Origin of the sequence: Dysgonomonas sp. BGC7 (genome assembly GCF_001261735.1) — a bacterium.
Lineage (GTDB): Bacteria > Bacteroidota > Bacteroidia > Bacteroidales > Dysgonomonadaceae > Dysgonomonas.
In genome coordinates this window covers 359,025-377,553 of the sequence record NZ_CVRP01000007.1, presented here as the reverse complement: position 1 = coordinate 377,553, position 18,529 = coordinate 359,025, and the positions used below count along the sequence as shown (strand labels likewise).

Annotated in this window: 19 protein-coding genes; 15 read left to right on the top strand and 4 right to left on the bottom strand. The window is 36.7% G+C overall.

Annotated elements, in window-relative coordinates; all coding sequences use genetic code 11:
• The first annotated feature begins 10 nt into the window (after positions 1–10).
• The 13 genes from BGC7_RS06890 (at position 11) to BGC7_RS06830 (ending at position 12,644) form a co-directional block, all read left to right on the top strand.
• Positions 11–1,213 carry a glycosyltransferase gene (locus tag BGC7_RS06890; RefSeq protein WP_050700825.1) on the top strand — a complete coding sequence of 401 codons (1,203 nt, stop codon included), beginning with the start codon at positions 11–13 and terminating at the stop codon, positions 1,211–1,213.
• Between the two features lie 32 nt (positions 1,214–1,245).
• Positions 1,246–2,079, top strand: coding sequence for a glycosyltransferase family 2 protein (locus tag BGC7_RS06885; protein ID WP_050700824.1), 834 nt, complete (start codon positions 1,246–1,248; stop codon positions 2,077–2,079).
• 3 nt (positions 2,080–2,082) lie between these two features.
• Positions 2,083–3,141, top strand: coding sequence for a glycosyltransferase family protein (locus tag BGC7_RS06880; protein ID WP_050700823.1), 1,059 nt, complete (start codon positions 2,083–2,085; stop codon positions 3,139–3,141).
• 3 nt (positions 3,142–3,144) lie between these two features.
• On the top strand, positions 3,145–4,155 hold the full coding sequence (locus tag BGC7_RS06875; protein WP_050700822.1) for a glycosyltransferase family 2 protein: 1,011 nt from the start codon (positions 3,145–3,147) through the stop codon (positions 4,153–4,155).
• Complete coding sequence (locus BGC7_RS06870) at positions 4,152–5,378, top strand: glycosyltransferase (RefSeq protein ID WP_050700821.1); 1,227 nt, start codon at positions 4,152–4,154, stop codon at positions 5,376–5,378. The genes BGC7_RS06875 and BGC7_RS06870 overlap by 4 nt, the downstream gene beginning before the upstream one ends.
• Positions 5,375–6,166, top strand: coding sequence for a glycosyltransferase family 2 protein (locus BGC7_RS06865; protein WP_050700820.1), 792 nt, complete (start codon positions 5,375–5,377; stop codon positions 6,164–6,166). The genes BGC7_RS06870 and BGC7_RS06865 overlap by 4 nt, the downstream gene beginning before the upstream one ends.
• On the top strand, positions 6,151–7,008 hold the full coding sequence (locus tag BGC7_RS06860) for a glycosyltransferase family 2 protein (RefSeq protein ID WP_050700819.1): 858 nt from the start codon (positions 6,151–6,153) through the stop codon (positions 7,006–7,008). Before BGC7_RS06865 ends, BGC7_RS06860 begins: the two co-directional genes overlap by 16 nt.
• A gap of 50 nt (positions 7,009–7,058) precedes the next feature.
• Positions 7,059–7,907 (top strand): glycosyltransferase, encoded by an 849-nt coding sequence (locus BGC7_RS06855; protein WP_050700818.1) that lies wholly within the window; start codon positions 7,059–7,061, stop codon positions 7,905–7,907.
• Positions 7,904–9,025: a DegT/DnrJ/EryC1/StrS family aminotransferase gene (locus tag BGC7_RS06850; RefSeq protein WP_050700817.1), complete on the top strand. Its 1,122-nt coding sequence runs from the start codon at positions 7,904–7,906 to the stop codon at positions 9,023–9,025. The genes BGC7_RS06855 and BGC7_RS06850 overlap by 4 nt, the downstream gene beginning before the upstream one ends.
• Entirely contained in the window at positions 9,022–9,717 is a 696-nt protein-coding gene (locus tag BGC7_RS06845) for a WbqC family protein (protein WP_050700816.1), read from the top strand. The genes BGC7_RS06850 and BGC7_RS06845 overlap by 4 nt, the downstream gene beginning before the upstream one ends.
• A gap of 21 nt (positions 9,718–9,738) precedes the next feature.
• Complete coding sequence (locus BGC7_RS06840) at positions 9,739–10,704, top strand: hypothetical protein (protein ID WP_050700815.1); 966 nt, start codon at positions 9,739–9,741, stop codon at positions 10,702–10,704.
• 233 nt (positions 10,705–10,937) lie between these two features.
• Positions 10,938–11,816, top strand: a complete 879-nt coding sequence (locus BGC7_RS06835; RefSeq protein WP_242034424.1) for a glycosyltransferase — start codon at positions 10,938–10,940, stop codon at positions 11,814–11,816.
• A gap of 9 nt (positions 11,817–11,825) precedes the next feature.
• Entirely contained in the window at positions 11,826–12,644 is an 819-nt protein-coding gene (locus BGC7_RS06830; protein ID WP_050700814.1) for a glycosyltransferase family 2 protein, read from the top strand.
• Here BGC7_RS06830 and BGC7_RS06825 read toward each other — a convergent pair whose 3' ends face one another.
• Entirely contained in the window at positions 12,645–14,024 is a 1,380-nt protein-coding gene (locus BGC7_RS06825; protein WP_050700813.1) for a methyltransferase RsmF C-terminal domain-like protein, read from the bottom strand.
• A 360-nt stretch (positions 14,025–14,384) separates the two neighbouring features.
• On the opposite strand from BGC7_RS06825, the gene BGC7_RS06820 reads away from it, so the two are divergent.
• Positions 14,385–15,089: an SAM-dependent methyltransferase gene (locus BGC7_RS06820; protein WP_050700812.1), complete on the top strand. Its 705-nt coding sequence runs from the start codon at positions 14,385–14,387 to the stop codon at positions 15,087–15,089.
• 100 nt (positions 15,090–15,189) lie between these two features.
• Complete coding sequence (locus BGC7_RS06815; protein WP_050700811.1) at positions 15,190–15,525, top strand: YegP family protein; 336 nt, start codon at positions 15,190–15,192, stop codon at positions 15,523–15,525.
• A 96-nt stretch (positions 15,526–15,621) separates the two neighbouring features.
• On the opposite strand, the gene BGC7_RS06810 is transcribed toward BGC7_RS06815, so the two are convergent.
• From BGC7_RS06810 to BGC7_RS06800, 3 genes are read right to left on the bottom strand one after another with little or no spacing between them, the layout of a single operon-like run.
• Positions 15,622–17,043 carry an ammonium transporter gene (locus BGC7_RS06810; protein WP_082206516.1) on the bottom strand — a complete coding sequence of 474 codons (1,422 nt, stop codon included), beginning with the start codon at positions 17,041–17,043 and terminating at the stop codon, positions 15,622–15,624.
• A gap of 41 nt (positions 17,044–17,084) precedes the next feature.
• Positions 17,085–17,441 carry a P-II family nitrogen regulator gene (locus tag BGC7_RS06805; RefSeq protein ID WP_050700810.1) on the bottom strand — a complete coding sequence of 119 codons (357 nt, stop codon included), beginning with the start codon at positions 17,439–17,441 and terminating at the stop codon, positions 17,085–17,087.
• A 23-nt stretch (positions 17,442–17,464) separates the two neighbouring features.
• Positions 17,465–18,193 carry a TorF family putative porin gene (locus BGC7_RS06800; RefSeq protein ID WP_050700809.1) on the bottom strand — a complete coding sequence of 243 codons (729 nt, stop codon included), beginning with the start codon at positions 18,191–18,193 and terminating at the stop codon, positions 17,465–17,467.
• Between the last annotated feature and the right edge of the window lie 336 nt (positions 18,194–18,529).

Below are 18,529 nucleotides of genomic sequence, written 5' to 3'. Positions count from 1 at the left end.
AACAAGATTAATGAAAATTCTGCATATTAATACCAAAGATACAGGAGGTGCGGCTAATGCATGCATGCGCATACATAAGTCTTTACTTGACAAAGGTATAGGCTCTAAAGTGTTAGTATTAAGAAAAACAAAAAACATTCCTGAAGTATATCAATATAGCTATTGGGATTTTCCAAAGTCTAGAATCGACACTCTGAAAAGGACGATAAAACTAGCTATCTACGAACGTCATTTAAGAAATCAAAGAGCGAGAATGACTGTCCCAGTTGAGATTTTATCCTATCCCACTACAATTTATGATATTACCGAACATCCTTTTTATAAAGAGGCAGACATAATTCAACTCAATTGGGTTTCCGGATTTTTAGATGAACCAAGTTTTTTCAAAAAGAATACAAAACCTGTGATATGGAGAATGGCAGATTTATATATCTGTGGTGGAGGCAATCATTATGAAAAAGAATTTCCGTTCAATGCATACCAAGATATTTTAAATAAAAATTACATTATAAGAAAGGCTAGCCTCGAAGGAAAAAAAATAAATTTAGTAGCAATATCAAACTGGACAAAGCAAAAAGCTCTCGATTGTGAATTATTAAAAGGGCAACCTATTACCATAATCCAGAATGGCATAGATACGAATATATTCAAACAATATAACAAAAAATTAGTAAGGGAAGCTTTAGGTTTGCCTTTAGAAAAAAAAATTATATTATTCGGAGCCGATGTTCTATCTGTTCCCCGAAAAGGAATGCATCTGCTTTTTGAATCAATAAATAGCCTTACTGAAAATAAAAATGTTTTATTTTGTGCGTTTGGAAATACATATATCCCTCTCAAAGAGAATATTCTCCCTCTAGGTCCTATCGGCGACGAGATTTTACTTGCTATGATATATTCCGCAGCAGACTTGTTTATAATGCCTTCTATTGAAGAAACATTCGGGCAAGTAATTCTTGAATCTTTAGCTTGTGGCACCCCGATCGTTTCTTTTCCTACAGGGGGGGCATTGGACACAATTAAAGATAATTTCAATGGATTTTTAGCTAAAGATTTTACATCAAAAGGTTTAACTGCTGCAATAGAAAAAGCACTTTCCTTTTCTTTTAACAGAGACGAAATAAGAAATGATATTATAAGGAACTTCAATGTTGTTGATAAAGCAGATCTCTTTATTGACTTATATACTTCTATACTAAATCATAAGAGTTGACAAGAAATATATTCTTCTAACCTCCCAAAACAATGACACTTTCCATCATAACAGTAAATTACAACAATGCCTCAGGTTTGGAAAAGACAATAATAAGCGTCCTAAACCAAACCTATAAAGACTATGAATTTATTATCATAGATGGAGGCTCTACAGATGGAGGGAAAGAAGTTATCGAATCTTACACAGATAAAGTTAACTATTGGGTGAGCGAGCCCGACAAAGGGATATATAACGCTATGAATAAAGGAATTGTCCAAGCTAAGGGCGATTATTGCATTTTTATGAACTCAGGAGACATCTTTGCATCCGATGATGTATTACATAAAATATTTCACAACCAGTCATACAACACTCCTCAGATAAGAGGCAATCAGATTACCAACTTCAAAACTCACACAGAACGATGGGTAAATTTTGGTAATAGAGATGTTACCTTATACGATCTATATACAAGTTCGTTCCATCATCAGGCAACTTTTATTAAGAGAGACTTGTTCATTAAGTATGGATCTTATAATGAAGATTACAAAATAGTTTCCGATTGGGAATTTTCATTGAGAGCATTACTTGGTGGAGAAAAATCTACTTATATCGATGTGGATGTGGTGATATATGAATATGGAGGTACAAGCTCTTCCCTCGAAAACAAAGGAGTAAAAGAGAATGAACGCAATAGTATACTAAACAAATTATTACCTAAATATATCTTATCCGATTATATAGATCTATATAATATAAAGAAAGAAAGACAATCTTTCTATGGCTATTACGTAATGACTGATTTTATATCAAAACATAAATCAGTTCATTTTTTATTTCGAATAATAAGTAAAATCTATCGGACTTTAAATATTACCAATTAAATTATGAAAATACTAATTACAGTAGATCAAGCTAATTGGTTAAATCCCATTATCAATTTCTATACAGAAGCAATGAGTAAATATGCAGAAGTAATAACTGCTATTTCTCCGTTTTGGAATAGTAATCTGAAATTTGACATTATCAATATACAGTGGCCTGAAGCCTTAATTTCTGTTCAAGAATACGATAAAAATTTACTAAACAAACTAGAAAAAAGGCTCTCATTCTGGAAAGAGCTTGGGACAAAAATTGTAGTTACTTGTCACAACCGGTTACCACACGACCAAAAAGAATTTGACAAAGAGATATATAATCTCATTTATTCAAATGCAGATGGTATTATTCATCTTGGAAACTATAGTCTGAACGAATTTAAAATAAGTAGTCAATATAAAGACAAAGAACAAATAGTTATTTACCACCCTAATTATTTAGACCTGCCAAACTCCATATCAAAATTGGAGGCAAGAAAGAGACTCGGGCTAAATAATGAGGATACTATTTTTATGTCCTTTGGAAAAATAAGAAAACAAGAGGAAGAAGATATGCTGACAACAGCATTTTCTATGTTTGAAAATAAGAAAAACAAGAAACTTATTATAACAAATTCGAAAACCTTATCGTATAAAACAGGTAGAAAAAAGCCTTTCTCTCGTTTGAAATATGAGATAAGGAAAAGACGTTTAGCCGCCAGAAACATAGAAATAGAAGGAAATAAGTTCATTTATGATGACGACATTCAGATATATATGAATGCAGCTGATGTTATAATAGCCCCTCGGATCAACAATCTGAACTCCGGAGTCGTTTTCCTTGCATATTCATTCAAGAAACTAATAATAGCCCCAGCTATAGGAAACATCAAAGAGTTTCAAGAAATATTACATAATCCGACATTCAACCCATCTTCTATCGATTCTCTTTTTCAAGCAATGAATAGTTCTATAGAGCTTCTAAATACAGATATTGCTCACAATAATTATTCTTTTGTAAAAAAAGAATGTGACAACTATAAAATAGGAAAAGAGCATATAGATTTTTTTAAAAAATTAATAAATTAAAGAATGCAACCTTTGGTGTCTATAATCATACCATTATACAATACGGAACAGTACCTGAGTTCAACACTAGATAGTGTCTTGTCTCAGACATATTCCAATTGGGAACTGATAATTGTAGATGACCATTCCACCGACAATTCGTATGCAATTGCTGAGCAATATGCTATAGGCGAGGAGCGCATAAAACTAATAAGAAGAAATAGTCAGCTTAAAGGTGGTTCTGTTTGTAGAAATATTGGAATAAAAAAGGCTGAAGGAAAGTACATCATTTTCCTCGACTCTGATGACTTATTATATAATAAATGTCTTGAAAACAGAGTAGCCTACATGGAGGAAGAACTTTCTCTCGACTTCTGTGTCTTTCAGATGGAAATAATATCACCTGACAATACCAAGCAAAATATCTATCTGACTCACAAAGAGGATAACTATTTATATGCCTTCCTTTCTTATAGACTGGCGTGGCAAACCTCTTGTCCTATATGGAAATCTGAATTTATAAGAGAAAATATGATTGGTTTCGATGAAAGGTTTCCCAGACTGCAGGATCCGGAATTTCATACACGAGCACTTTTAGTAGAGAACATACGATATCAGGTTTTAGATGATTTCAGCTATCTGGATTCTGCATATCGTTTTGAATTTAAAAAATCAAATATATCAAATACTATTACAGGATTCGAGCTATACGCAAATATGGTCTGTGATAAAATCAAAGACAGAAGAGATTATAATAATTGTATAAAAGCCTTGTACGGAACTTATGAGGCTATGGTTTATCATTATTCAGTGTCAGAAGAGTCTGATTTACGAAAAGAGGTTTCTAAAATGAATAGAGTTAATAGTTTTTTCTATTCTAAAAAAATAATAAATAAAAAATTATACTTTAAAACGAATATTTTCTTACATTACATTCAATATAATTTATATAAATTGAGCTTTATAAATAAACTTCTATTGAAAATAGGGTTTGATCATTTTTATGGTTACAGATTCGATACAGAAAATAAATGAAAGTAGTACACATATCATCATCTGCCACATATGGAGGTGCGGCAATAGCAGCTTTCAGGCTTCACCGAAGTCTGATGAAAGAGCATGATATAGAATCTGCTTTCGTTCAAAGGTTTCCGATAGACAGAGAATCTGCAAAAGAAAATAACATATATACGGCAAATACAGATCGTAATTTGATAACACGTATCCGGAAAAGATTCAACGTACACACCGAGCATTACCACTGGGTGAATCTCAATAAATATCCCAAAAATTACGAAATTGCCACATTTGCTACCACATCATACCGATTAGAAAAATTACCAATAATAAAAGACGCAGATATTATCCATTTGCATTGGGTAGCAGAATTTCTTAACTATCCTACATTCTTTAAAAATATAAAACAACCCATTGTATGGACATTGCATGACATCAACGCATTTAGAGGTATGTTCCATTTCGATTCTGACAGGGAGAAAAACTCTGAACATTATGGGGCACTAGACCAGAAAACGCTGGATCTAAAAGCAAAATCCATCAACAAAAAGGATGATATATCCATTGTCTGCCTATCTGAATGGATGAAAGCCAAGTCACAAGCAAGTAAAGCCTTTCAGAGATATCCTCACTATTTGATTCCTAACGGGATCGAATTTTCATATTATCCTCTCAAAGAGAAAGAACAAGCAAGATATAAATTGGGAATCAATAACAGCAAAAAAAACATTCTTGCAGTAGGAGCTTCTCTCGAAAACGAGCAAAAAGGGTTTCCCATACTATTTGACGCCGTAAATAAATTAAACCCGGACTTGTTCAATTTAATTACGGTAGGCAGTCTTTCCGACAAATCGTATATAAACAAGAATACAAACCATATTCATGCTGAAAATATAAACGACACTACTATTTTGAACGATTATTACACCGCCGCTGATATAACTGTTATCCCTTCGAGAGAAGATAACCTACCGAATGTGATGCTCGAATCGTTTGCCAACGGAACACCCATTATAAGTTTCAGTAATGGAGGCATGGCAGAACATGTAAAAACTGGCGAAAACGGAATCTTAATCGAAAAAATAGGAGTTGACACGCTAGTGCAATCTCTGAATGACTTTTTGAACGATAAATATACTTTCAACAGAGAACAAATCAGACAATATGCTGAAAATAACTTTAGCGATACGTTGCAGACAGAAAGGTATATTAAACTTTATAATGAGATACTTGGCAGATGAAACTATCTATAATAACAATCAATTATAACAATGCTGACGGACTTCTCAGAACGATAGAAAGCATCATGCCCCATTGCTCAGAAGATGTCGAATATATTGTTATCGATGGTGCATCTACCGACGGCAGCATAGAACATATCCGGAAATATGCTGAACAGATAAACTTTCAGATGAGCGAGCCTGACAAAGGCGTATTCGACGCAATGAACAAAGGCCTGTCGAAAGCAACAGGCGACTATCTCCTATTTATGAACAGTGGCGATATATTGAATAAAGATATCGACCTAAAAAAAACAATTTCACACCTTGCCGGAGGAGAAGATATTATTTTCCATAACATAGAAATAGCAAATTGCCACAATGCGAAAAAACAGGTAAATACTTGTCCCGATTATATCGACTTTAAATTCTTTGCAGAAAGATCACTTCCTCATCAGGCATCGTTCATAAAAACAGAAGTACTCAGAGCGTACGGAGGATATAACGACTCAATGAAGCTAGGTGCCGACTGGGCTTTTTTTGCTGACGCTATATGCTTGCGCCAATGCTCTTATAAGCATATAAACGAATGCTTTTCTACTTACTATCTCGATGGAATAAGCTCCGACTCGGCCAATCATGCTCTATTATGGGAAGAGAAAGAAGAGCATATCAAAGAACATTATCCGTTGTATCACAGTTTATATAAAGAATGGAGAAGTAAGAGTCAAGAATTATACAAACTGAAAACTTCGGTAAGTGTAAGATTACTTAAAAAAATAGGTTTTTTGAAATGGCTGAAACTATAACCCCTTTAATTTCGATTATCGTTCCATGTTACAATCAGGCAGAATATCTACCCGAAGCTTTACAGTCTGTTCTTGATCAGACATATCAGAATTGGGAATGTATTATCGTAAATGATGGTTCTCCTGACAACACGGAAGAAGCCGCCTTGCAATGGGTAAATAAAGATAATCGGATAAAGTACTTCTATAAAGAAAACAGTGGAGTTTGCGATACCCGCAACTATGGAGTGGCGCAAGCAGTAGGAAAATATATCCTTCCCCTCGATGGAGATGATAAGATAGGGCCGGATTATCTGAAAGAAAGTATTGAAACATTTGAGAAATATCCGGAAGTAAAACTGATATACAGCGATACAATTCTTTTTGGCGAACGAAACGAAAAGATCATAAACAAAGAATTTGTCTTCGAGAATATGATAACTGAAAATCAGATTTTCAATTCTGCAATATTTCACCGTGCTCATTTTATTGAAGTTGGGGGATATAACCCCAATATGGTGAATGGAATAGAAGATTGGGACTTTTATCTGTCATTGCTGAAACCAACCGACAAAGTGATTAAACTGAATGCTTTTCATTATTTGTACAGAATAAAATCAGTGTCTCGTTCTGCGGCAATCAATACTCACAAAGAAAAAAACGATGCAATGCTTCTCCAAATGTTCAGGAATCATGTACCTTTGTTCTTAGAATATTTTAATCCGATAAGAGACCGCATCGAAGCAGAACACTATAAGCAGGAGGCAAAGGCGTATAAAAACTCTTCGGAATATAAGATAGGAAGACTTCTTTATGCACCTTTCATGTTTATAAAAAAAGTCTTTAGGAAGCTATTCTCTTGAGAAGATTCACAAACTATTAAATATGTTTATAAGAACATACACAAAGCTCGATGAAAGTAAATATCATACTCATTACATATAATCATTCACATTACATTCGGCAAACGCTCGAAAGCATTCTTATGCAACAAACGGAGCATGATGTAGAGATTGTAGTTGCAGATGACTGTTCGCCCGATAATACTTTAGAGATTATCAAAGAGTATGAAAATAAAACTTCATTTTCTTTCAAATATCTCGCTAATGAGAAAAATCTAGGTTATGTAAAGAATTATCAACAAGCATTTGCAGCTTGTTCGGGAGACTATGTAACCATCATGGAGGGCGATGACTATTGGACAGAATCGAATCATCTCGAAAACCATATTATCTTTCTCGAAAGCCACCCCGAATGCTCCATGTGTTTCAATCGCCACGTACGCCTGTTCGAGGATCAGAACAGAGAAGAAATATTCGACTGGAATACTGACAAGGAATTCGAACTGATAACAACCTCGCAACTGGCAACAGGAAACCGAATAGGCAATCTTTCGTGCTGCACATTCAGAGGTAGGCTGATAAAAGACATTGACCCGAAACTCTTCGACATAGAAATCGCAGACTGGATGCTAGGTATGTATATGGGACAATTCGGCGCTTTGGCGTATATCAAAAATGTTACCTCTGCTTATCGTATACACGACAACGGGCAATGGTCGAAAATGAACGAAGAGCAGCAAAACCTGCGCATTATAGAGTTGGTAAATCAATACGACAAGTATTTCGACTATAAGTATACCAAACCATTTACAAAATACAAACAAGGGCTGCAAACTCTACTCTATGGAGACAAGTCTCTGAAAGGCAGAATGAAAAAAATTACTCCCGATTTTGTAAAAAAGATATATAGAAAATTATGAGTAAAAAAATATTAGTCACACAACCGGCACTTCCGCCATTAGAAGAATTCATCCCTTATCTGGAAAAGATATGGGACAATAAATGGCTGACCAATAATGGCCCTTTTCACGAACAATTTGAAAAAGAATTGGCGGCATATCTGGGTGTAAAATATATCTCTGTTTTCTCGAACGGTACGCTGGCGCTAATCACAGCGCTGCAAGCATTACGCATTACGGGAGAGGTAATAACCACACCATTCAGCTTTGTGGCTACAACACACTCTTTGTGGTGGAATAATATCAAACCTGTATTTGTCGACATCGACAATAAATATTACAATATAGATCCCGCTAAGATAGAAGCTGCCATTACTCCGCGAACCACAGCTATCATGCCTGTTCATGTATATGGCAATCCGTGTGATGTAGAAGAAATACAACGCATAGCAGACGTATACGGGCTAAGAGTAATCTATGACGCAGCACATGCTTTTGCCGTAAAAAAAGACGGACAATCTGTGATGAATTGGGGCGATTTGTCTATACTCAGCTTTCATGCAACGAAAGTGTATAACACAATAGAAGGCGGTGCTATAGTTTGTCAGGACGAGAAAACAAAGCAACGGATAGACCTGCTCAAAAACTTCGGATTCAGAAATGAAACTACTGTTATAGAACCGGGTATCAACGCCAAGATGAACGAACTACAAGCTGCTTACGGGTCTTTGCAGCTAAAATATGTAGATAGTTATATTAACAATCGCCTCAGTCTGGCTCAGCTATACAACAGCTTATTGAAAGGTATTGCAGGTATTACAATAATGGAAGTAGCCGAAGGAGTAGAACATACCTACCCTTACTATCCTATACGAATAAATGCAAAAGAATACGGGATGACACGGGACGAACTATACTTTAAGTTGCAGGAATATGATGTTTTCGGTCGTCGCTATTTTTACCCGTTAATTAGTGATTTTCCGACCTACAAGGGGCTTCCATCTGCCAATACAGCCAATCTACCTGTTGCAACACAAGTGTCGAAAGAGATTATTTGCCTGCCAATGTACGCAAATTTGTCTGCCGAAGATGTAAAAAGAATTTGCGAACTAATAGAAAATAAGCCTTGGCAAAAATGAAACTTGGAATAATGCAACCTTATTTCTTACCGTATATCGGGTATTTTCAGCTAATGAACACAGTTGACAAATATGTGATATATGACAATATAGAATATACGAAAAAAGGCTGGATAAACAGGAATCGCATACTCCGAAACGGAAGTGATGTTCTAATTACTATCCCTTTAGAAAAAGATTCGGACTATCTGGATGTAAGGGAGCGTTATGTTTCTAAGAATTTTGACAGAAAAAAACTGATCAATCAGATTCGTGAGGCATACCGCAAAGCTCCGTTCTTTGATACAGTAATGCCATTGTTAGAAAATATAATAAACAAAGAGGAAGACAACCTTGCCCACTATATATTTTATTCGATAGAACAAATAAAAACTTATCTGCAAATAGAAACAGAACTGATTGTATCGTCTACCATAGATATGGATCATACGCTGAAAGGGCAAGATAAAGTAATAGCATTATGCAAAGAACTGAAAGCTGACTGCTATTACAACTCGATAGGCGGACAATCCCTGTACAGCAAAGAGGACTTTGCCCGTGAAAATATAGAACTTAGTTTTTTATCGAGTAATACTATCGAATACAAGCAGTTTGGAGAAAACTTTGTACCTTGGCTTTCTATCGTAGATGTTATGATGTTCAATTCGGTAGAGGACATAAAAACAATGTTAGAAAATTATCAACTAATATAATCTTAGTGACAGATAAATAAGATGAAAGAAATAGGTGGATACTTCGAACTCCAGCTACGCAAAGGCGAGCACTATCACACAGGAGCTGTGCAACTAAATACAGCACGCAACTGCCTCGAATATATACTTAGGGCAAAGAAATATAAGAAAATATATATTCCGTATCTCGATTCGGAAGTAATCTGGGAACCGATTAAAAAGCTGAGAATAGACTATGAATTCTATTCTGTCGATTTCAGGCTCGATCCTATTTTCGACAAAGAGTTGGGAAAAGACGAAGTATTCTTCTTCTCCGATACCTATGGTATAAAATGCTGTACAGTAGAAAAACTGGTGAAAAGGTTTGGCAAGCAATTGATTGTAGACAATACGCATGCTTTCTTTTCACGTCCGCATGAAGGCATCGACACCATATATTCTCCACGTAAGTTTTTTGGGCTTCCCGATGGAGCTTATCTGTATACCGACACATTATTGGATGAAGAACTGGAGCAGGATATGTCTATTCCTCATATGACTCACCTTATGAAACGTATCGAGTTTGGAAGCGCAAGTGCAGCCTATCAGGACTATCTTGACTATTGCGCCAGCCTTGTTGGTCAACCGATAAAACGGATGTCGAACCTCGCATCGGCTCTGCTTGCAAATATAGATTATGAGAATTTGAGAGAGCGACAAATCAAAAATTTCAACTATCTGCACTCGGTCTTAGGCAAAGAGAATAGATTCGAATACGACAATTTCCCTGCCGATACTTGTCCGTTGAGCTATATGTTTTATTCCGAAGACCCTAACCTCAGAAAAAAGCTGATAGAGAATAAAATATATGTTTCTACATACTGGAAAGAAACATTGGCTCTTGTAGAAAAAGATTCTGCCGAATACAAGGTTGTAAATTATCTGCTGCCTCTGCCTTGCGACCATCGTTACGATGAGGAAGATATGAAGAGAATAGTGGAGATAATACACAGTATAAAACTCCAATAAACAAGATGTACAAAAAGAATATCTTTATCTATATCGTGAGAGATAATCCTTTGATTACAATAAAGTTTAAGAAAAATATAATATTGACGAAACAAGTACAACTTTGTCAGGTTTTAGTTAAAAAGTCAAAAGCTAGCACAGGTGGAATAAGTTTATTGCGTCAGCAGTTTCTACCCTCCGGGAAGACAAAGAGGGGCTTTTAAGTTGTACAAGTTTGTCAGGTTTTAGTTAAAATGTCAGAGCAAAAAAACATAATGGTATCCGTTTCCATGATTACATACAATCATGAGAAATTTATTGCTGAAGCCATAGAGGGAGTTGTGATGCAAAAGACAGATTTCCCCTTCAAACTTGTAATAGGGGAAGATTGCAGCACAGACAGCACTCGTGAGATCTGTATTGAGTACCAAAAGAAATACCCCGATATAATACGTCTTCGTCTGCCGGAAACCAATCAGGGTATGATGCTCAATTGGATAAACAATATTAGCAGCGGACAAGGCAAATACATCGCTCTGTGCGACGGTGACGACTATTGGTCAGACCCATACAAATTGCAGAAGCAGTTCGACTTTATGGAAGCCCACCCCGACTTTGCCCTATGTTCGCATAAGGTTCACACACTGATGTGTGGGCACTTGGACGAAAACATAGAAATGGAGCGTGACGTACTTACTACCGAGGATATTCTGGCTAAAGACTGGGGATTGCTCACTGCCTCTATATTCTTTCGCAAAGAGGCACACAAAACGCCCGACTGGTACTACAAGGTAAAGAACGGAGACTATGCCCTGCAACTTATAGTATCGCTATCGGGAAAAATAAAATTCCTGCCCGACTATATGGCCGTATACAGGCAGCATTTGGGAGGAATGTCTTCCACGCTGAAACCGCTCAACCAAACTGCCTGGATGTTATTCTTATTAGACGAATTCAATAAATATACAAGCAACCAGTTCAAAAAAACAATTATAGAGCGCATCAGGAGGATGTATAAGTTACAAATATACTATGCCAAGGGGTATGGACTGAGGAAAGCCGCAGCAGTGCTTATGCTCTACCAAAAACTAATATTTGTAAGCCCATTTCTATTAAAATCGAAAAGAAAATAGCATTTTCCCATGAAGTTATCAATAATAACAATAAACCTGAATGATGAAGCAGGTCTCAGAAAAACGATAGACAGCGTAGTATCGCAAACATTTACCGACTACGAATTCATTATTATCGACGGTAAGTCTACTGATGGTAGTGTAGGATTAATAGAAGAACTAGGCGACAAAGTATCTTATTGGGTAAGTGAAAAAGACAGTGGCATATACAATGCACAAAACAAGGGCATAAAGCAGGCCAAAGGGGAATACCTCTATTTCCTTAATTCGGGAGATGCTCTTTATGCTGCCGATACGCTCGAAAAAGTTTTTGCCGCCGATCCTCATGATCCATTTATCTGCGGAAGTTTTTACATGGAGCAAAAAGGTCAGTTGACACCCGACACATCGTATAAAGACCGTGATTGGAATCTGGCTATATACGAGCTATTTTCGGGCTTCTTATGCCATCAGGCATTCTTTATACACCGCAGCAATTTTGAACAGTTTGGTCTATACGACGAATCGTTGCGAGTGGTAGCCGATTGGAAATTGTTCTTTCAGGGAATAGCAATCGACCATCTGCCGGTGAAATATGTCGACACTTTTATTGTTATATACAATATGGAAGGTTTCAGCACTCAGATAGGCGGCGAGGTTATTTACCCCGAAAAACTAAAGGTATGCAGAGAATTGCTGAAAGAAAGCGCCGTAAAAAGACTCGAACGGCTCTATTATCTAGAACAGAATGGCTTTGTTACAGACATTATGAAATCGAAAAGCTGGATATACAATTGCTTCCGTGCATTCTGTAAAATAGGCAGAATATTAGGCTTTGTCAAAGGATAACTAAATCACCCTCACTTCTCTCTCTGGGAGATTGGAAGAGCGAATGCGCCACTCCTGCGGATAAAGATTATTTGCTCTGTTCCCTATATTTTTCACAAAGCCCAGAGGTATATCTCGATAAGTGAGTAGCAAATAGCCCTTGGGATAATCAGCCAGTACCAGTGCCTCTTTGCGAAGAAATGCGATGGCAGTAGCCCAGTCTATTTCGCAGGAAGTGAAAGCTTCTATATTCAGGCTATTAGTCAGAGCCAAAGACTGATCGGGGATAAAATCTTTCCCTTTAAATTGCCCCAGACAAATACCTTCCGAAACGACATTAAGGATGGAACTTATTGTCAATAGGTCTTCGTACTGAGCGGAAGGAAAGGCATACCAATTATCTCTCTTTTGATAGAAGGTGAATTGCTCTTTATTCAGTATATAGTTCTTATATACAGAAGGTAAGTCTTCCTTTGCCTGTTTGTTCTTACCACCTTTAGTTCTCTTCATACCCGTTTGTTCAGATTCCGGCTTTCTCAATAAAGCAAAGAAAAAGCCTTCGCCCTTGGTCTTATGCGGAAAGAAGCGATAGGCTGTTACTCCATCTATCAAAGAAGGGGTTATCCCCCACTCTTCTTTTGTTTCTACAGGAAGAATTTCTGCATATAGCTCGCTCCTAAGCCATTCTACATTTGCCTCATTCTCCTCCATGTTATATGTGCAAGTGCTATACAGCAGCAATCCTCCCGGCTTGAGCGCAGGCCATATATCAGCCAATATTTCACGTTGGCGAGCCTGACAATGCATCACATTATCTTCAGACCATTCGGAAATCGCATTTTCGTCTTTGCGAAACATACCTTCGCCCGAACATGGAGCATCTACAAGTATGACATCGAAGAACTCTCTAAGTTTACCTATCTCAAATGAATTATTGTTGGTAACCACAGTATTAGGATTACCCCATTTAGCAATATTCTCAGCCAATATATTTGCCCGAGAGCGAATTATTTCATTAGCTACCAACAAACTTTGGCTACTGATAGTATCAGCTATCAACGTCGACTTTCCTCCCGGCGCCGCACATAGGTCAAGAACTTTTACATCTCCTTTCAGGTACTGTTTCAGAGCATGTCCGACAAACATAGAAGAAGCTTCCTGTACATAATAGCATCCGGCATGAAACAAAGGATCGAACGTAAATTGAGGTCTTTGAGACAAATAATATCCTGAATCAGCCCATGGAACAGAAGAAAAATCAGGCTTATCTATCTGTGCAGTCTTAATTTTATTATAGCGTATGCTAACAGGAGTTTCTTCGTTGAGAGATGCAGCAAACTTGTCCCATTCTTCTTTCAATAAAGGTTTTGTACGAGCTATGAAATCGAGAGGCAGATTCATTCTTAAATATTTATATTTTTGCAAAGTTAGGACAAAAATATTTTTTCAGAATAAGAGAATCACTATTATTTATTCATTCGCATGTATGTATAGCTGATATAAAAGAGACTCTATAGATTTTTTACTTATTTTTGTCTATGAGAATCATACTTTAGATAAAGGAGTGGAAACTGTTTTCTTTTTTCGAAACTTTATCTATATAAAGAAAATATGCTTAAGAAACGGTATTAAAAGTAACAAATAAAAAAATGAGCAAAAAACGTTACTTTCGTTACTTTTTAGTTAAAATCATGCTTGACATAAACAGACGAAAATAGTCTGTATTCACTTTTTTGATATAAACAAACGATCTATTTATATATGCAACCATCTCTTTTTTTGATCCCTGTAACACTGGGTGAAACCGGTATAGGAGAAGTTATTCCTCCACACAACAAAGATATTATCTTACAAATCAAATATTTCGTAGTAGAAAATATTCGGTCGGCACGTCGTTTCCTTAAAAAGGTGGACGGTAACATAAATATAGATGAACTCACGTTTTACGAATTAAACAAACATACCAACCTCGACCAAATAGACAGCTATCTGCAACCCATATCTAAAGGATTTCATGTAGGAATAATTTCGGAAGCCGGCTGTCCTGCTGTAGCCGATCCGGGAAGCGATATAGTAGCTATAGCTCAACGAAAAGAATACAAAGTAGTGCCTCTTGTGGGTCCGTCGTCGATACTACTATCGCTAATGGCATCGGGTTTTAACGGACAAAGCTTCGCTTTTCAGGGCTATTTGCCGGTAGATGTTTCCGAGAGGGCGAAAAAGATAAAACAGCTCGAGAATCTTATTTATCAGGAACATCAAACACAAATATTCATAGAAACCCCCTATCGCAATCAAAAACTGGTAGAGGATATACTCAAACATTGCAATGCTAATACAAGACTATGCATAGCCATGAACATAACGTGTGAAGATGAATACATAAAGACCAAGACAGTAAAACAATGGTCGAAAACACTGCCAGATATGGCAAAGCAACTCTGTATTTTTCTCCTCTATAAATAGCGATTTAACTCCTTTTGGTTGAAAAAGATACATAGCCAAAACATTTTATCATTATCTTACGTTCTTATTTAATACAAACATCTTTTTAAAACTAAACAAAATGGGAAAATTTGAAATTAAAAAAAGAAAGAACGGTGAATTTCAGTTCGATCTTAAAGCTAGTAATGGACAAGTAATACTTACAAGTGAAGGCTACACAACAAAAGAAAACTGCAAAAACGGTATTGAATCAGTAAAAAAGAACAGTCTGGTAGAAGCTCGCTTCGACAAACTGGAAGCTAAAAATGGCAAACCATACTTCAATCTGAAAGCCACTAACGGACAAATAATAGGTACAAGTGAAATGTATGAAAGTGTGGCCAGCAGAGATAATGGTATCGCATCTGTTACAAAAAATGCACCTGATGCCGAAGTCGTGGATTTGACTCTCGAATAAGAACGGGTTTTTAACCTACAATAGAAATGGAGTTCCTATCGCAGGAACTCCATACCTTCTCTGAATTTTTTGTGTTTTTGATAGTATAAGATATTTCTATTCATCCTCGCTATAAGCTATTTCTCCATGCTGAGAGATATCTAATCCGATAGATTCATCTTCCTTAGATACTCTAAGCCCAATAGTCTTATTAACAATGAAGAACAAAATAAATGTCAGAACTGCACTATAGGCTATAGATGCCACAGTTGCAATTATTTGTATCCATAACTGGTTCCAATCTCCATACAATGCACCTTGCACTCCACCTTCTCCTGTTATGGCCTGAGTAGCAAATACACCTGTAAGAACAGAACCTACGATACCTCCAATGCCATGAACACCAAAAGCGTCAAGAGAATCGTCATATTTTAATTTTGGTTTAATATACGCTACCATCCAGAAGCAAACAAGAGCAGACACACCTCCGATAGCAATTGCACCGGCAACATCGACTGTTCCTGCAGCAGGCGTAATGGCCACAAGTCCGGCCACTGCCCCTGTACAAAAGCCGACTACGGTGGGTTTCTTATACATAATCCACTCAAGGCTCATCCATATAGTAGCAGCAACACATGTAGCCAAATGCGTTACAAGAAATGCATTGGCAGCGAGGCCGTCAGCAGCCAAGCCGCTTCCTGCATTGAAACCAAACCATCCTAACCAAAGTAAAGCAGTCCCAATGAAAACAAACGGAATATTATGAGGAGTAAACGGATGACCTATAGTCCGATACCCCTTGCGGCGTCCTAACATAATCGCCATAACAAGAGCAGATATCCCAGCATTGATGTGTACAACTGTACCCCCTGCAAAGTCGATTGCTCCTATTCCTTGCAACCAACCTCCACCCCATACCCAATGAGCCATCGGGTTGTATACTATTATAGACCATAGAACTATAAATACAACATAACCTGAGAATTTGATTCTTTCTGCAAAAGCTCCAATTATCAAAGCAGGGGTTATAACAGCAAACATACATTGGAAAACAGCAAATAGTATTTCCGGTATGTTTCCTGCTGTAAGAGTGTCTAATGTCAATCCGGAAAGAAACACTTTGTCCCATCCTCCAATCACAGCCCCTAAGGCGCTATCAGCCTCCATAAAATCAGTCCCAAACACCCAGCTATATCCGAATGCGATCCACAATATACTGATAACGCCCGTAACAAAGAGGCATTGCATTATTATACTTAAGATATTCTTTTGGCGAACCAGTCCTCCATAAAACAAAGCTAACCCGGGAACAGTCATCATCATGACCAATATAGTGGCAACTATCATCCAAGCTGTATTTCCGGAGTCTAATGTAGGTACTTCTTCGGTAACGGTAACAGCCTCTATTACAGGAATGGCCGCAGTTACCTTCGCCGAATCTGTAGCTAATGCGACTGAACCTTGTGCTGCCACAAATGAAGGCACAGACAATATCATTAATAACAGGATAGTAATATATTTGAATAAAACTCGTTTCATATTCTATATTTTTTTTGCTTAAACCTTTATAAACCAAATCCTTATTTATCGTCCTCTTTATCATACAAAGACTCATCTCCATGATCGCCTGTACGGATACGTATAGACTGTTCGACACTGGAAACGAATATGCGGCCATCGCCACTTTCTCCTGTATATGCCGAACTTAGAATTGCCTCTATAGACTTATCTACATTTATATTTCTCACTACGAATGATATATATATACGGTCTATAGCATTTATATCATAAGCTATACCTCTAAAGATTAATCCTTGGCGAGCACTACCCTGTCCTTTTACATCCCACCATGACAGAAAGTCAATATCAGCTTCGTGTAACGCCGCACGTACTTCATTGAACTTTGATTTGCGAATAATCGCTTCAATTTTTTTCATATTAAATAATAATTAAGAATGATTTATTTTATTGAGATTCCAAATACGAAATGAATATCTTCCGTATTGGGGTTACAGATTATATTTGCAAATACAGGCAAAGAATACGAATCATTGATCTTTATACTCTTCGATGCATTAAGCATTATAGATGTAAATTTAAAACCGGATGTAGGGTATACAGAACTTTCCCATGGTGTAAATCCGGCAGCGATCCCCATATCAACTCCTTTTACCGAAAAAGGGTATGCAAGCTCTACATAAGTAGAATACGAGTTATCTCCATTTTCCTTCTTATTACCTTTTCCTAATAAGAAAGTGTTCCATGATATACTCAACGGAAAGGCCTCGGGCAAGGTATAGCCTAATGTTGCTTCCAGATAATGACCATTAAATCCATCTTTCGGACTACTAAAGTAACGGAAGGCATCTTCTCCGTCCCACCAATAATCTGTAACAGCTAATTTTAATCCACTTTTTTCGTAAGATGCATAAAGGTCAACCTCTTTTTTACCAACACTACTTATATCTGTTGCCCCCCATGCTCCTAAAGTAAAGCCACTCATACTGGCACTTATCCCCGGCTGTACACTTGCCCCAGCTTGCTTAAAACCTCTCCAAACATATGAATTGACCAAATCTGCACCAAGATCGACTTCAATTTCAGACTGAGCTTTGATCTGCATTACAGATGTAGTACAAAGAATTGCGATAATCAAACAAACGTTTTTCTTCAATGTTGAAATTTCCATAATCAAAATATTTAAAGATGTTAAACAAACATTTTTACTTTACTTTTGATTAGAAAAATGATACAGGAGTTTCTTTTTGATATTTTACAATGGCAAATATATATCATTTTATCTTTTTCAACAAAACATTTTAAAGTTTTTTTTAAGAAAAATTACACTATCCAAATTATCTTATTCATTATAAGACACATTACCTCAAAAATAAAAAGCCCCGTCATAGGTCTTGACAGGGCTTTTATTAAAAGATAAAGTAATTTATTTAGAAATGTACAATTTATTATTAGTAAAGAAAATGCTTCAGACTAGAATATAGCAGAGTACACGAATGTTCAATAT

Excerpts from the sequence above, each read along its gene's own strand:
- BGC7_RS06800 (WP_050700809.1), bottom strand. The coding sequence starts at position 18,193 with ATGGAAATTTCAACATTGAAGAAAAACGTTTGTTTGATTATCGCAATT.
- BGC7_RS06865 (WP_050700820.1), top strand. The coding sequence starts at position 5,375 with ATGAAACTATCTATAATAACAATCAATTATAACAATGCTGACGGACTT.
- BGC7_RS06825 (WP_050700813.1), bottom strand. The coding sequence starts at position 14,024 with ATGAATCTGCCTCTCGATTTCATAGCTCGTACAAAACCTTTATTGAAA.
- BGC7_RS06860 (WP_050700819.1), top strand. The coding sequence starts at position 6,151 with ATGGCTGAAACTATAACCCCTTTAATTTCGATTATCGTTCCATGTTAC.
- BGC7_RS06850 (WP_050700817.1), top strand. The coding sequence starts at position 7,904 with ATGAGTAAAAAAATATTAGTCACACAACCGGCACTTCCGCCATTAGAA.
- BGC7_RS06855 (WP_050700818.1), top strand. The coding sequence starts at position 7,059 with ATGAAAGTAAATATCATACTCATTACATATAATCATTCACATTACATT.
- BGC7_RS06885 (WP_050700824.1), top strand. The coding sequence starts at position 1,246 with ATGACACTTTCCATCATAACAGTAAATTACAACAATGCCTCAGGTTTG.
- BGC7_RS06875 (WP_050700822.1), top strand. The coding sequence starts at position 3,145 with ATGCAACCTTTGGTGTCTATAATCATACCATTATACAATACGGAACAG.
- BGC7_RS06815 (WP_050700811.1), top strand. The coding sequence starts at position 15,190 with ATGGGAAAATTTGAAATTAAAAAAAGAAAGAACGGTGAATTTCAGTTC.
- BGC7_RS06835 (WP_242034424.1), top strand. The coding sequence starts at position 10,938 with ATGTCAGAGCAAAAAAACATAATGGTATCCGTTTCCATGATTACATAC.
- BGC7_RS06890 (WP_050700825.1), top strand. The coding sequence starts at position 11 with ATGAAAATTCTGCATATTAATACCAAAGATACAGGAGGTGCGGCTAAT.
- BGC7_RS06845 (WP_050700816.1), top strand. The coding sequence starts at position 9,022 with ATGAAACTTGGAATAATGCAACCTTATTTCTTACCGTATATCGGGTAT.
- BGC7_RS06830 (WP_050700814.1), top strand. The coding sequence starts at position 11,826 with ATGAAGTTATCAATAATAACAATAAACCTGAATGATGAAGCAGGTCTC.
- BGC7_RS06870 (WP_050700821.1), top strand. The coding sequence starts at position 4,152 with ATGAAAGTAGTACACATATCATCATCTGCCACATATGGAGGTGCGGCA.
- BGC7_RS06805 (WP_050700810.1), bottom strand. The coding sequence starts at position 17,441 with ATGAAAAAAATTGAAGCGATTATTCGCAAATCAAAGTTCAATGAAGTA.
- BGC7_RS06840 (WP_050700815.1), top strand. The coding sequence starts at position 9,739 with ATGAAAGAAATAGGTGGATACTTCGAACTCCAGCTACGCAAAGGCGAG.
- BGC7_RS06880 (WP_050700823.1), top strand. The coding sequence starts at position 2,083 with ATGAAAATACTAATTACAGTAGATCAAGCTAATTGGTTAAATCCCATT.
- BGC7_RS06810 (WP_082206516.1), bottom strand. The coding sequence starts at position 17,043 with ATGAAACGAGTTTTATTCAAATATATTACTATCCTGTTATTAATGATA.
- BGC7_RS06820 (WP_050700812.1), top strand. The coding sequence starts at position 14,385 with ATGCAACCATCTCTTTTTTTGATCCCTGTAACACTGGGTGAAACCGGT.